Origin of the sequence: Moorena producens PAL-8-15-08-1 (genome assembly GCF_001767235.1) — a bacterium.
In the GTDB taxonomy this organism is placed as follows: domain Bacteria; phylum Cyanobacteriota; class Cyanobacteriia; order Cyanobacteriales; family Coleofasciculaceae; genus Moorena; species Moorena producens_A.
In genome coordinates this window covers 8,512,549-8,526,000 of sequence record NZ_CP017599.1, presented here as the reverse complement: position 1 = coordinate 8,526,000, position 13,452 = coordinate 8,512,549, and the positions used below count along the sequence as shown (strand labels likewise).

14 protein-coding genes are annotated in these 13,452 nt (G+C 45.4%); 5 read left to right on the top strand and 9 right to left on the bottom strand.

Annotated features, from left to right (window positions below; translation table 11 throughout):
• Positions 1-149: 149 nt before the first annotated feature.
• Both BJP34_RS31235 and BJP34_RS41430 read right to left on the bottom strand, forming a co-directional pair.
• Positions 150-1,634 (bottom strand): M23 family metallopeptidase, encoded by a 1,485-nt coding sequence (locus BJP34_RS31235; RefSeq protein WP_070395702.1) that lies wholly within the window; start codon positions 1,632-1,634, stop codon positions 150-152.
• Positions 1,635-1,644: 10 nt separating this feature from the next.
• Positions 1,645-1,881 carry a hypothetical protein gene (locus BJP34_RS41430; protein ID WP_149031275.1) on the bottom strand — a complete coding sequence of 79 codons (237 nt, stop codon included), beginning with the start codon at positions 1,879-1,881 and terminating at the stop codon, positions 1,645-1,647.
• A 15-nt stretch (positions 1,882-1,896) separates the two neighbouring features.
• On the opposite strand from BJP34_RS41430, the gene BJP34_RS41425 reads away from it, so the two are divergent.
• Positions 1,897-2,187: a hypothetical protein gene (locus BJP34_RS41425; RefSeq protein ID WP_149031274.1), complete on the top strand. Its 291-nt coding sequence runs from the start codon at positions 1,897-1,899 to the stop codon at positions 2,185-2,187.
• Positions 2,188-2,251: 64 nt separating this feature from the next.
• On the opposite strand, the gene BJP34_RS31230 is transcribed toward BJP34_RS41425, so the two are convergent.
• The 4 genes from BJP34_RS31230 to psbQ form a co-directional block, all read right to left on the bottom strand.
• A complete protein-coding gene (locus BJP34_RS31230) occupies positions 2,252-3,082 on the bottom strand; it encodes a biotin--[acetyl-CoA-carboxylase] ligase (protein ID WP_070395701.1) in 831 nt (276 codons plus the stop codon).
• Positions 3,083-3,111: 29 nt separating this feature from the next.
• On the bottom strand, positions 3,112-3,828 hold the full coding sequence (locus BJP34_RS31225) for a hypothetical protein (protein ID WP_229424115.1): 717 nt from the start codon (positions 3,826-3,828) through the stop codon (positions 3,112-3,114).
• A 233-nt stretch (positions 3,829-4,061) separates the two neighbouring features.
• Positions 4,062-5,198, bottom strand: coding sequence for an NAD(P)/FAD-dependent oxidoreductase (locus tag BJP34_RS31220; RefSeq protein ID WP_070395700.1), 1,137 nt, complete (start codon positions 5,196-5,198; stop codon positions 4,062-4,064).
• A 578-nt stretch (positions 5,199-5,776) separates the two neighbouring features.
• On the bottom strand, positions 5,777-6,244 hold the full coding sequence (gene psbQ, locus BJP34_RS31215; RefSeq protein WP_229424114.1) for a photosystem II protein PsbQ: 468 nt from the start codon (positions 6,242-6,244) through the stop codon (positions 5,777-5,779).
• A gap of 617 nt (positions 6,245-6,861) precedes the next feature.
• Here psbQ and BJP34_RS31210 point away from each other — a divergent pair.
• Positions 6,862-7,392, top strand: coding sequence for a PEP-CTERM sorting domain-containing protein (locus tag BJP34_RS31210; protein WP_083305439.1), 531 nt, complete (start codon positions 6,862-6,864; stop codon positions 7,390-7,392).
• 153 nt (positions 7,393-7,545) lie between these two features.
• Positions 7,546-7,701, top strand: a complete 156-nt coding sequence (locus BJP34_RS48055; RefSeq protein ID WP_158517566.1) for a zinc ribbon domain-containing protein — start codon at positions 7,546-7,548, stop codon at positions 7,699-7,701.
• 21 nt (positions 7,702-7,722) lie between these two features.
• On the opposite strand, the gene BJP34_RS31205 is transcribed toward BJP34_RS48055, so the two are convergent.
• Positions 7,723-8,568: an alpha/beta fold hydrolase gene (locus BJP34_RS31205; protein WP_070395697.1), complete on the bottom strand. Its 846-nt coding sequence runs from the start codon at positions 8,566-8,568 to the stop codon at positions 7,723-7,725.
• Positions 8,569-8,899: 331 nt separating this feature from the next.
• The gene (bcmE, locus tag BJP34_RS31200; protein ID WP_202972043.1) at positions 8,900-10,318 is read right to left on the bottom strand and encodes a thiamine pyridinylase; all 1,419 of its coding nucleotides are present in this window, start codon (positions 10,316-10,318) and stop codon (positions 8,900-8,902) included.
• Between the two features lie 463 nt (positions 10,319-10,781).
• Between bcmE and BJP34_RS31195 the strand changes: the two genes are divergently transcribed.
• Entirely contained in the window at positions 10,782-11,198 is a 417-nt protein-coding gene (locus BJP34_RS31195) for a hypothetical protein (protein WP_070395695.1), read from the top strand.
• 35 nt (positions 11,199-11,233) lie between these two features.
• Positions 11,234-11,464 (top strand): hypothetical protein, encoded by a 231-nt coding sequence (locus BJP34_RS37855; RefSeq protein ID WP_083305437.1) that lies wholly within the window; start codon positions 11,234-11,236, stop codon positions 11,462-11,464.
• Here the strand turns inward: BJP34_RS37855 and cobJ are convergent.
• Entirely contained in the window at positions 11,439-13,358 is a 1,920-nt protein-coding gene (gene cobJ, locus BJP34_RS31190; RefSeq protein ID WP_324610982.1) for a precorrin-3B C(17)-methyltransferase, read from the bottom strand. The two genes, BJP34_RS37855 and cobJ, sit on opposite strands and share 26 nt — an antisense overlap.
• Positions 13,359-13,452 lie beyond the last annotated feature (94 nt).

The window sequence follows — 13,452 nt, the reverse complement described above, 5'->3', positions numbered from 1 at the left end:
CATCGTTGGATGCAAAGGGTGAAGGGTAAAGGGTAAAGGGTAAAGGGTGAAGGGTGACAAGGGACTGGGGACTGAGATGGTGATATAACTGGTGCTGCTGATATAACTCTGTCCCCATCACCCCATCACCCCATCACCCCATCAGCAGCCTAAAATCCTCGTAGGGAAAAGGAGGTATTTTGGGCTACTTGTAGGGCTTGGACTAGTTGACCTAAAGAATATTTCAAATGGGAGCCAGCATCCACTGCTACCCAGCCTTGGGGAGTGGCATGCCGCCATTCAAAGTGTAGGTGGGGACCAGTAGAATTACCGGTGCTGCCAACGCGCCCAATTACAGTTCCTTTTTGTACCCATTCCCCAGGTTGGACGAAGATTTCTGATAGGTGAGCGTAGCGGCTTTCTTGGGTACCTTCCTCATGGCGCACCATAACGGTCAAACCGTAGCCACCTAAGAAGTCAGCTGTTACTACTTCACCATCAGCGGCAGCAACAACCGGAGTACCTAGGGGTGCTGCTATATCTGTACCAGCGTGGAAACGGCGATTACCGGAAATCGGATGAATCCGCCAGCCGAATAGGGAGCTAATGGCAGAAGGAATGGTTACGGGGAACACAAAGCTGGATTGCCTGAAATTGGCCAATCCTGAGGGTCGTTGGGTGAGATTGTAGTAGGCTAAGGCTGTAGGAAGTTTACGGACAGACCGATTCCGCCGAGCAACGCTAATCCCACGAGGAACCCATTTAGCTGGACGACTCTTGACAGGTTTCACCCGATTAAATCTGGCCGGTTGAACTGAATTAAATCGGACTGGTCGAACCGGATTATATCTAGCAGTTTGAGTACCAATTACTCGTGGTCTGGGTAATTGAGTTACTCTACCGTTCCGTCTACCTCCAGTGATAGCAATTGGTTGACGCCTCGGGGCAACACCACAATTCCCCCTGAGTTGCCCATTTCTGGCTACAGTCCGACAACCCCTTGACCGTTCAGTTAAAACAACTGCCGAGGGGGGAGTGTACCGTTTAGTGGCACCAACATTGTAGTTTGTGCGGTCAATATAGCTATTTTTAGCAGCCGCTTTTGGAACTCTAGGCTGTAATGCTACTGGATTGAGCTTGACTTTGGGTGGCTTGGCGACAGTGGCTTTAGCTGGTACAGAGAATTGGGTTCTACGCTGTACTGGTTTGACTGCGATCGCTTTTGTCCGGACAGATTTCCTAGCTGGTGGAGCAATAGGTTTCCTGACCTTGATAGCCACGGAGGGAGCTACTGATTTCCGGGCAGCTTTTGGTGCTCGTGGGGCAATGGGTTTAGTGACCTTAGTTGCTGCTACTGGTTTTGAAGGAGCTTTTGCTGGGGCTGGTTTTGCCACTGGCACAGCTGGCACCGGAAAAGAGGTTGGGGCTGTAGGTTTAGGCAAAGCAGCAATAAGAATTGGATCAAATCCTGCTTCCGTTATAGATTTGGTAGTCGTGTTTACTGATACAGCTTCTATGGGTGACTGAGTTTTTGCCACAACCATACCGCTGCTGAGGACACCAATACTACTCATCACACTCAGTCCATGGATGAGTTTTGGGCATCGGTAGAAAATGCTATACAGGGTGCTACCAGGGGAGTTTTCTTTGGTCATTTACGACTCACTAAATAATTACTACACAGTTATACTCGCTCGGCTCAGCCATCAGCCATAATTCCGGCGTTGCGTCAGTCTTGGAATGAATAGGAGTAGAGTGGGCATCCTGCCCGCCCGGAAACTGTAACAGGCAAGATGCCTGTTCCACGCCTGATGCCCATTCCACAGGTGCGAAACTGTAACAGGCAAGATGCCTGTTCCACGCCTGATGCCCATTCCACAGGTGCGAAACTGTAACAGGCAAGATGCCTGTGTCTTGATGCAAAGCGCGAGTGGGGGAAACCCCCAAGACCGCGCTGCATCGCTTCCACGCCTGATGCCCATTCCACAGGTGCGAAACTGTAACAGGCAAGATGCCTGTGTCTTGATGCAAAGCGCGAGTGGGGGAAACCCCCAAGACCGCGCTGCATCGCTTCCACGCCTGATGCCCATTCCACAGGTGCGACCCAAGGCCGCGAGGGATTGCTCGCGGCCTTGGAGGCGCGCACCTAATCTTAAAATCATTCCATTATTAAGCAACGCCATAATTGCTGTTTTGTTGATTAGTTGATTAACCTTGATCGCTGTTTGTTAATGGTTAACCTTTAACATTTGACCCTTAACCATAAGAGTTCTCAACAACTACGATAGCCAAGACTGATTGTACCGGGCTTGAGCAAAATTTCTTTTGGGGTCGGAGTATCGTGTAGATGCACTCGCAGTTCGCCCCTAGGGGTTACCCCTGTTATGATGCCTGGATTTCCTTCTACCATGACCTGGCTTCCTTGATAATTGAATAGCGCTAGATATCGTGGTAGCAAACTATTCATTCCTTCCTCTGACCAGAGTTGATATCCGGACAGTAGTCCTTGTAAAACAATGGCAGCCAGCATTTCTATAGACCTCACAGTGGGAGAGGGCTCGGCTTGCCAAAATGAGCGCAAATTGATGCCAGATTCCGGCACCTGATTGCTCCAGTTGATTCCGACACCCACGACTGCTTTGGTAATTTGACCCTGTTGGACACGGGTTTGTGTTAGAATACCTCCGAGTTTACGTCCCTTAAGCAGTAGGTCATTGGGCCACTTCAGAGACACTGGTATGGCGTAAGCTCTCAAAGCTGTAGCAATTCCCCAAGCACTACACATGGTTAGCTGGGCGCTGTCCAATGCCTGTAACTTGGGAGCTAAAGCTAATGATAAGTAGAGTCCACCTTTTGGAGATTGCCATTGTCGTCCCCACTGTCCCCGCCCTGCTGTCTGTTGCCCAGCAATAACCATGGTGGGAACTGTTGCAGTTTGGTTGAGCAATTCCCAAAGGGTTTGGTTGGTGGATGGGAGAGTGTCAAAGACCTGTAGGGGAATTGGTGGGAATTGCCCCATGCCTGGGGAGTTGAGGGGCAACTGTTCCCTTACTGCTTCCAGTGCAATTTCAAACGCTTGTTGATTAAATGAGCTATCATGCATTTAAATGATAAGCTCACGTAAATGAGTATTTAGGGTGAAGGACATTTATCTCGGCAATAGACTTCTACGGATTTAATTGTCGCTGAGTCGCGATAGTTTTGGGTTTGGTTATATTCTTTCAAGGGTTTAACATAAATGCCAGAAAACTGATTATTAGTATCATTGGCGGCTACTCCCATGCGAAAGGCTATATCTTGTGATAGGTTGGCAAAATTGACGTATTCCCTAGACTCGCTGGCATAGTTAAAGGACAAGGTAGCGTCACCGTAAGCTTGCTCAGCTAGTTTAAGGGGTATGCCAGGACCAACACCTTTGGTGGTACGATAGTTAGGGTTTTCGGTAAATAACACTTCCATTACGCTTGAATTACCCATAGGTGTTCCCATCGGGTAAAGAATATAGTATTGGGGTTGTCCTGATTGGATAACTGCGATCGCATCGAAACCGACAATAAACGGTGACTTGACCTCAAATTTTGCTTTATCCCCTAGGGATTTTTTCAGCTGTCCCAAGGTCATTCCCAACTTAGCCGGTCCAATTCCTTTAGCAGAGATAGTAAAGGCAACTGATGCCGGAGGAGACAGTTTGGCTGTGGACTTTGAACTGCCAGATTTAGATGTGTCCTCTAACTTAGGCGGGGTTGGCATCGGTTGGGAACTCGTTGTTGTATTAGGTGGTGGAGTCGGCGACTCGCCACAGCTCATCAGCACCATCAGCAAACTCGTGATTAACCATCGAGATTTCATCAAAAATTCACGGCTGGATACTCCCCTGACACCCCATTGGGGTTAAACGTGAGAGGTTGCGCCGCGCCTCCTACAAAGATCAGTTCATGAACATTCAACCTATATATTTTAATTGATCGGTGTTTTTTGAAGATTGACGGTTAACTGTGAAATGTCAAGATTAACTCTCAACAAAAACATGCTTGTGCGCTCTTACCATTAACAATTAAATTCGCCACGGGTCGCACCTCTAGCTATTTTCCTGATCCAATTATTCCGATGCGAATTAGTTGTGCTGTAGCCGGAGCGAGGAGTACACCATTGCGATAATGACCTGTTGCTAACCAAACATTATTGTAACCAGGCAGTTGATCAATGACAGGGGCAGGTCGTCCTTCTGGACGAGGGCGTAACCCGTACCATGTGTGGATAATCTCTGCTGTGGCTAGAGGAGGGCAATATGCGATCGCATTCTGTCTGACCACCTCCAGTAACCCTGGTTGTGCTTCCACATTCCCTGCATCATCGGGAAACTCAACTGTTGCGCCCACCCAGTAGTCTTGCTTACCTACTGGCAAAATATGAACATCATCACGAGTAATCACCGGCTGAAAATCTTCATATCCCATGGGCTGTGGCAGCCGCAATTTTACTCCTTGTCCCAGTACTGGTTTGAGAGTCAGAGGTAGAGCTTGAGTAACTTGCAAGTCTGGTGCTTGGAGCATCTTAATCAGCCCAGATGAACCCAACCCAGCAGCCACTACTAGCCAATCTATCTCTAGGGTTCCAGCATCAGTATAGATTTGGGAGCAATTGAGAGAATTGTTGAGATCGGAACCTATGGATTCAAATCCTTTTACTGTGATTCCAAAATTAAACCTAACCCCATTGGCCTCAGCACCAGCCACTAATACTTGGGTTAGGGCAGTTGGATCAATTTGTAGGTCTTGGGGAGAATAGATTCCAGCAATAAATTTATCTTGACTTAGCTGAGGGCAACGGTGCTTAACTTGGGGAACATCCCAAATTTCTAATTGCCAACCTTGGGAGAGGCGAGTTTCTACTAGTTTTTCCCAAGACGCTAAGTCCTCTCCAGGCAAACACAGCTTCAAGATACCGTTGCGATTGACTGGAATCTGGTATCCCGTGAGTGCCTCTAATTCAGGAATCAGGCTCTGATAGCGCTGGATACTGGCTTGGCGCAGCTGCCACGCCCTACCCTTGACTTTCTTACTAATGGCACCCATCAGTACCCCTAAAGCAGCACCAGTAGATCCTTGTGCTGGCAGATGCTGGTCGAGCACAGTGATACTTAGCCCATTTACCCGACTAAGTTCATATGCGATCGCTGCTCCAACGATACCGCATCCAATAATAGCGACTTTACTCACAATTTTATCGACTATGAAGTATGAATTATGAAGTATAAATTATGAAGTGTGAAGTTTTAATGTATGAATTATGGTTATTGATAACGCTTTTAGTCAACCTGAATTGGAATGGTATTAAGTTAAGAGGATATCTGAAAAGTTTTTTTATACTGGATTTTGCCCCCCTAGCCCCCCAACTTTGGGGGGGAAAAGAGTCAATTTTATTCTAAAAGTCCCTTCCGGTGCGCGCCTCCTAGGGCGAGTAAATCGCCCTTGGGTCGCACCGCAAAATTGGGGGACCAACGGGGGCTTGGATGTAGCAAATGAGACTTCTCAGACAACCTCTAAGATTCCTGATACCCGTGCCTAGTTAGGATACATAAACTAAAGCTGTGTACCTATAGGAAACATTGATTATATCTTTATTTCCCAAAGAGCGAATTTGGTTTTTGTAGCCCTAGGATGTAAGCCTTCAGGGTCTAAAGCACGAGCCATTCACCATCACTGAGCCACCAATCACCTCATTTCACAGGTTAAGCTTCACACTTTACACTTCACACTTTACACTTCATAATTCATTCTTCATATTTTATAACTTTCTAACTAGTGGGAATGAGTTCCAAAAAGTCATCAAAGTTTTTCAGCGCTGCTTCGTAGTTTTTGAGTGCTAGCTGGGAGTTGCGCTCTACAGAAGCCTCGTCAATTTTCACCAAAGATTTCAACAATTCTTCAGCCGCTTCCTTGGCAGCTTTCTGGTCTTTGGGAAGGAGTTGACCACTCAGATAGTTACTGCTGAGCCCTAGATCTCCTAACGGACCATGGATAAATGAACTGACATCTACCCAGTTTTCGTCTTGAATGTTGGCTTCGAGAACTGGCATTTTCTCGCGAAGCTCAAGCACTCTAGTAGCACTTGTCTGGATTTGGGCAATTTTTTCAGGGGTGTAGGTAGGAGCTGTGGTTGCACTTGGGCTACCACAGCTGACCAAAAAGGTCATCACCATTGCCAGAATCACAGTCAGAATAGACCGATAACTTCTCATCATCATTGTTTGTTCGCTAGCCAACCGATCGGGAAAACGAATTAAGGTTCGTCACGTACTATAACCCAATATTGGTCACATCACACGCAAAGTTGAATACCCAATAGGGCAGCTTGACCACTGATTGTGTCGAAGTTTACCTACCCAAGCACTACTTTCAGCAATATCTTGGTTGGCGAAATACTAATCAAATCACGAGCTGCTCAGGTAGACGCTGCTGGGAGCATGTCAACTTGATAATTAGGACTATATTCAGGAAGATACTCTAACTCTAAATGAATATTCGGCAGTTTTTATTATAGTTTTGATAATCTGCTTTTTTGTGAAAAATTGCATTGTATAAAATCATGATTATTTTAGGTTTGTTTTAGCCAAATGTTCTTTTTTATTTACCGCTTATAGTCATTTATTAACTAGCTCTCAATAAAAGGCTTTTTTTTTTAATAAGTATTTTCACTCAATTACTGAATCTTAAATTTTATTTCAGACATGAGTGTTGTCACTATTGCTATTGCTAGTCATTTTTTTTTAGTAATAGAAAAGCCAGTAATTATTTGGCCACAATCTATAATATACAGGGTGTTTAATAGCTTTTAAATCTACGCAACATACAAATACTTGATCCCTTTTACAAAAAAAACATGACTAACATTTTAAAAAAGTTATCTTTCGTTGCCACAAGTGCAGTTCTTGGCTTCACTGTCATTCATGCTAATCCTGTTAATGCAGCTTCCATAATTTATGATTTGGAAGTTAGTATAGATTCGGGTTTTTTAGATGGTGAAACCTACTCTGGATTTTTTGAGTTTGATGATTCAGGATTAACGGGAATAGATGAAGAATTTTTATCAGTCTCCAATATCAGTTTTGACTTTGATGGTGTTAACTACACTGAAACTGATGGTTTATCCGATCCTGAAGCTGTATTTTTCGATGGTGATTTCTTAGGGTTGAGTTGGTCAGATGATGAATTCTCTTTTATAGCTGGTTTCTTTGAGCTTAGTGAAGCTTTATTTACATACGATCTTCCTCAAGGAGCTGGTGCAGGAGACATTGCATACACTTTACGTCCAGATACCCCAGTAGCATCTACACCTGAACCAACTGCTGTTTTTAGTTTGTTAGCTTTGGGTGCTACAGGTTGCAGTGGTGTTTTGAAAAAGAGAAAGTAAACATCGGTAGTTATAAACGGCTCTTCCGGCTTTGCGTTGATAAGGCAAGTTTATATCAGATAATTCTGCCAGTTCCAGCCACGTTTATTTTCGATTTTGTGCCTTTTGATACGTTTTAAACCACAGATCCGGAAGAGCCATGGGCTTTCAAACGTGGGTGTTACAGGAGCGCGAGTAGACCCACGTGGAACCAGCCAGACTTGTCCTGAGTGTCAGATCAAAGTAAAGAAAGATTTGAGGGTTAGAGAACATAAATGTTCTGAATGCAGCTACACGACACATTTTGCTGCTGATCGCAACATCCTTTAATTGCCAACGATACTAAACAATTCAAGCTTTGCGTCGTAGAAACGGCACCAGGATTTCACTAATTTCCTTCGACCAATGCTCCTGAGGGTAATGTCCAGCTTCCTCCAGCTTCACTAATTCCCCATTCTTAAGCTGATTAGCAAATTGCTCAGCTTGCTCAACCGGAAGCCAAGGGTCTTTGAGTCCCCAAACAATTAAGGTTGGCTTGTCCCAGTTGCGGAAACCTGATTCAATTTCTGCCATAGACTTGTTCATCTGGATATTCTTGATAGTCGCTACCAGAGAACGTCCAGGATCGGAACTTTTCAGGAAAGGTTTGCGATAGAGATCTAAATAGTTGTCTTCAATACGATAGCGCGACCCCCCTTCGAGAGTTCGGTCAACTAACAAGGGGTCTTGGGTTAACATATCTCCGATGAATGGCCATCCCCATTGCTGCATCTTGCTGGGTAACTTGGCAGCAGAGGAGACAGGTGTATTTAGAATCACTAGACGCTCAATCTGGTCTGAGTGACGCAAGGCATATTGAAGACCCACTGAAGCGAGAAAGCCTTGGACAACTAAGGAAAATCTTTCGATTTCCAGGTGTTTAAGGAAATCGCCTAAGGCTTCAATGAAAGCATCTGGTGTGTAGGGAAAGTCAAGCCGATCGGGTTTTGCGGATAATCCAGAACCGAGCCAATCTGGTGCGATCGCATCGTAGCCTACTTTAGCTAAATCTGGCATGATCTCACACCAGCAAAAACTCTGGGATGGTAAGCCATGAAGCAGTATTACTGGCACTCCTCTACTATCGCCAACTGCTTTAGCTTCCCGATAGAACCATTCCCAAGACCCGACTTCTATAGATTCTTCACTGATTGACACGGTTGTTTTGCCTTTCCGGTTTTGCTTGTCGTGTTGCAATCCTCATCGATTGGTGAACAATACTTCCGTTGAAAATAGTTCGTCAGTCCTGAGTTCTTAGTTCTGAGTAAGAACTGTTACTGTCCACTGTGATATCGGATTGCTATATGAGCTTACCGCTGAGTGGTAATTTAGACAAGTGAGGACTCAGGTGCCAGACTTTTATGGCAATGGGCATGGGTTGCAACCACATACAGATTTCTTTTGTGCAGCTGGGTATGCATTGGTCTACTGACCGTTCCAACCGCCATGGTGGGCACATGTATTTTCACAAATCTCAGGAGCATAAGTGTTATTGATAATAGTTTTTATTGATAATAGTTTTGATAGCTGGATAATCACAGCCGCCAGAATAATTCTGCCTAGCTTGATCACGAATCTTTTTCTTCATTGTCTCTAGCCAGCTACGGCTTTGATCATTCACCTTGAACATAATAATATTCTGACCTTGGATCAGCCGAAACATATCACCATAAAGGGGAAACGATTCCTCAAGAGTCTGGAATACGCTGGGACGAGTGGCCATAAGATACTGGGGATAGGGATGACTTGCATCTGCTCCAATACTTGCAATAATCGTTGTGGAGGCTGCCATCGTATTAGCTAGCTTTACAGCTAGGTCACGTGTCCCCCTCTCTTTAGTTGTAGTATTTACACCAATCACATCACCATAGAAAACTTCTGGATAGGATTGATCTTGATCTGATAACGGCATGACCTTGAAGCCAATGTTTTGCCTTGTGTTTTCACTCATGTTTGATATCGCTTCTGTATAGCCCATGAATGCACGTCCCCAACCATTACTAAACCACTCTGCCTGCTGGTAGGGCTGCTGCTTGGGCTCCATAGAATCGGTTGCATTCTCATAGCTTGCCATCCCTAGCAACTCTTGCATGTTTTCTATCGCCTGGAAGTTAAGTTGCGATTCATTCTCAGGCAATGGGAAGGGATATTGTCCAGTCAAGCTATGGGCAATGTCTAGGTAAAGAGTAGCATTTGTCGTGGCACCAGACATATCAAGCATCATGCCCCGAATATCGGGGGGAATCTCGCTGGTATAGGTGCATGAACCCAAAGCATTCTGAATTTCATCTAGTTTCGTTGCATTGGCAATTGGTGCATCGTTTTTGTGATAGAACAATATATTTGCACAGCCAAGCTGGGGAATTGCGTAATACTCCTCACCTACCTTAACCCCATCTATTGCGTAGTCAACGAAGTCCTCCAAGTTGTCGATTTCACTAGCCTGTATCGGTTCGAGCCAGTTTTGATTGCGAAAGTAGTCGAAAAACATGGCATCGAATACATAAACATCTGCATTTTCAGGAGGATTCTTCGAGTAACCCCCATCCCAATCCTCCGAAGGAAAGAAATTCAAGGGAACGTTTGGTTCAACCAAATCCCATTCAGCTTGTATTGCTGTTTGGAATTGCTCAAGCCGAGGAACATATGGATACAGTGCAACATGAAGCTCTGTAGCCAATGCTTCTCCTATTCCTAGGAGACTGATAGCCAAGAAGAAAATTAGCGTCAAGCTGACATTAATTAGTTTTTCCATCACTACATATTTAGCCCCTTTTTTCCCTCGCGGATCAATCAGGTTCTCAAAATCGATCACTTCCTGCTGAACTTGTTGAGAATCAGTAGCAGGCAGCAGTCGCAAGGATTGCCGAGTTGTTGCAGTTGAGTAACGCGGGGAAATCGAAGCCAATAACCATTGGAAACCTTTATTCTGACATCGCTTCCCCTAGCATATTATAAGTTCATTTTTCTTGCGCTTACCCTGGAACCTCACGGGGTGACAACAAAGCTCAAAGCTAGATAGGTGTTAGGTTTTAGGTTTTAGGTGTTGGGTAAAATGAGCGCATCGGAGTCATTTGTATTTCCCAGCAATTGAAGCAATTTTTACCATACAACGTCAATGATAGTTTGAATCAATCCATCTCGCAAGGGCAATCTTCACGCTTCACCTAACCCCATTAACCTAACCCCTGTAAGATTTTCAATTAGCTTGTCACCCCCTGAGCCCTGGAACACTTGGTTCTGGTATTGATTAAATATTTAACTTATACTACAAAAGTATAAATTTTTATAAATAATTGGGTAGATTTGTATTAGGTTGTAATAAAAAGATACAAATTACGTTACTAGCAGTTAACCATAGGAGATTAGGCGTGAACGCAGCTGAACAAGCCATCGGCTTAGAAGTCACCACCAAAATTGCGGCTGTTGTGAATTTGTTTAAGTCTGAATTCCCTGATGCCAAGGCTGACCTCAAGCCTTGGACAAATGACCCGGAAACCCGAGAACTCGTGGATCCTAACTCTATTGACATTGGCTTTCACTTCCCTGGCTGGAGTAGACGCTTCCAAAGTCGAAGTATTTTGTTACAGATTCGGTTTCATAAAGACCACTTGGATCAATCTCATCGGCTGATTGGTTTGGAAGCGACCGCCTTTAACCATCAAGGAGAAGCTTGGCGACTGTCCACAGTGGAGCGTTGGCAAATTATCGGTAATTGTCAGCCATCAGCTGAGGTGGGGGACAAGCTAAAACATTTCTGTCGTCAGGTGTTTGAGTTGTTTCTCTGATTTAACTTACCGAATCTGGTTTCAACCAAATAACCTTGGCCTTGGCCTTTGGGCCACGCGGGGCGCGTTTGGCCACGCTACGCGAACAACCTTCAACCTTGGCCTTTGGCCACGCTACGCGAACAACCTTCAACCTTGGCCTTTGGCCACGCTACGCGAACAACCTTCAACCCAATAACCTTCAACCCAATAACCTTCAACCCAATAACCTTCAACCCAATAACCTTCAACCCAATAACCTTAAACCTGATATCCCCTTGGTGTAATCATCCAATCCTGATGAATATCAGTGCTTTGATTACCAATCAGCACCATAGTCAGCATATCAATCGGTATTTCTAGCATTTTGTCAAGAGTTGTGAGAGTGATTTTTTCATCCTCTCGATAGGCGGAAACCACAATGGCTACAGGAGTATCAGGTTTACGATGCTTGAGAAATATCCGTTGTGTGATCGCAATCTGTTCAGTCCGATTACGCGATCGCGGATTGTACAACGCAGTCACAAAATCTGCTGCGGCTGAGGCTTCTAGACGCTTTTCGATTACGTCCCAAGGGGTCAATAGGTCACTCAAACTAATGGCACAAAAATCATGCATCAGGGGTGCTCCCACACGAGAGGCAGCAGCTTGTAAGGCTGTAATACCAGGAAATACTTGCACCTGGGGTGTCTTACCATCCCAGCCCCTAGAGCGCAATTCTTCTAGGACTAACCCTGCCATACCATAGATACCGCAGTCACCAGAGGAAACTACTGCTACCGTTAATCCCCACTCAGCTAGTTCAATGGCACGTTTTGCTCGTTGGGTTTCTTGGGTAATCGGTAATGCTTCGATAATTTGTCCTGGACGTCGCAAGCTTGCAATTAAATTGATATAGAGGGAGTAACCAATCACAGCATCAGCGCTGGATATAGCTGTTTTAGCTGCTGGGGTTATTTGCTCAAGATTTCCCGGACCGATACCCACTAGCAACAGTTTCCCAATACGTCCAGTGTATTCTACTGGGGATTGAGCAATCGCTACAGTTACTGCTCCTACTTGATTCGCTGATTTAACTATTTGTTTGGGAACTAATAAGGGTTGTTCGGGAAGCATGGGCTTTTGGCCAACGTTCGCGAACAACTTGCTAACTTTCAACTCTTGAGCGCTATACAGAGCTGCTGCTTCGGCAACGCTAGGAGTACCAACTTCTGCCGCCACTACATCCGATGGGTTGGGTACAGTTACGGAACGGAGTACGTCCGCTGGGAAAGTGCGTAAGGGCCAATGGCGCTCTTGGCACAATTGGACTATGCCGACTTCATCGGCTTTCAGGTCAATAGTCGCAATTCCTGCGATCGCATTTTCTGATAAACCATAACCCTCACAGGTCTGCCGAATCGCCATTTCAATCAACTGCTTCGATGTCCCTCGCTCACAACCAATTCCCAGCCACAGTACCCGTGGATACCACTGGACGTTTGGTAAATCCGATCCTGGAGAAAATTGCTGGTGGGTGGGACTAATCCAAATCCTGGCTTTAGGTGAGATAGACTCGGATTCAGTTGTAGCGCTATCGTCTTGAAATCCGAAATAGAAAGGATGTCCATCTCTAAGATGAGCTTGCCAAAGAGTGGAACCAGCCTCTTGAATTACCTGTACTATTTCCCCACGGGCAACCACAGCACTGACTCTAGTCCAATCCCCTTTTCCCCGATACCAGCCAAAGGGAATACCTAAGACATCAACTCCAGGTAGACCTAAATCCGCTGCTGCTCCCGTTAAAATAGGCGTTGAGTCGAGTTGGGAAGCAATTAACCGTGTCAGTTGATCTGCTCCCCCTTGATGACCACTACACAAACTAATTACAAAACCTCCCCCTTGATCAACCACCACCACCGCTGGATCACTGGATTTATCGGTTAACAAAGGAGCAATTAAGCGCACCACTGCTCCCGCTGCCAAACAAAACACCAAGGCACGGTGGTTGGACCAAAGGGAGGCAATGTGGTCTTTGAGGGAACCCTTGTAGACAGCAACCTGTTCTAGGGTGCTCAGAGAATTCGGTACCCAAAGGGTTGCACCAGTAGTTTGACAGAGGGGTTGCAGGATTTGAGCCCCAGTAGGAGTGGTAGCGATCGCAGCTAGGGGTTGGAAATTTTCAAAAACCGATGCCATCATGAAAGAAATAAACGTTAACTAGGGCAGATAAAGATACCCTGCTTTACTTTTAAAATAGACTATTTGCGCTTGCTGTTTATCGGTTCCTCGATTA

What these genes read in the sequence shown, in the direction of transcription:
- BJP34_RS31230 (WP_070395701.1), bottom strand. Translation starts at nt 3,082, where the DNA reads ATGCATGATAGCTCATTTAATCAACAAGCGTTTGAAATTGCACTGGAA.
- BJP34_RS31210 (WP_083305439.1), top strand. Translation starts at nt 6,862, where the DNA reads ATGACTAACATTTTAAAAAAGTTATCTTTCGTTGCCACAAGTGCAGTT.
- cobJ (WP_324610982.1), bottom strand. Translation starts at nt 13,358, where the DNA reads ATGATGGCATCGGTTTTTGAAAATTTCCAACCCCTAGCTGCGATCGCT.
- BJP34_RS31225 (WP_229424115.1), bottom strand. Translation starts at nt 3,828, where the DNA reads ATGAAATCTCGATGGTTAATCACGAGTTTGCTGATGGTGCTGATGAGC.
- BJP34_RS41425 (WP_149031274.1), top strand. Translation starts at nt 1,897, where the DNA reads ATGCAAAGCGCGAGTGGGGGAAACCCCCAAGACCGCGCTGCATCGCTT.
- BJP34_RS31235 (WP_070395702.1), bottom strand. Translation starts at nt 1,634, where the DNA reads ATGACCAAAGAAAACTCCCCTGGTAGCACCCTGTATAGCATTTTCTAC.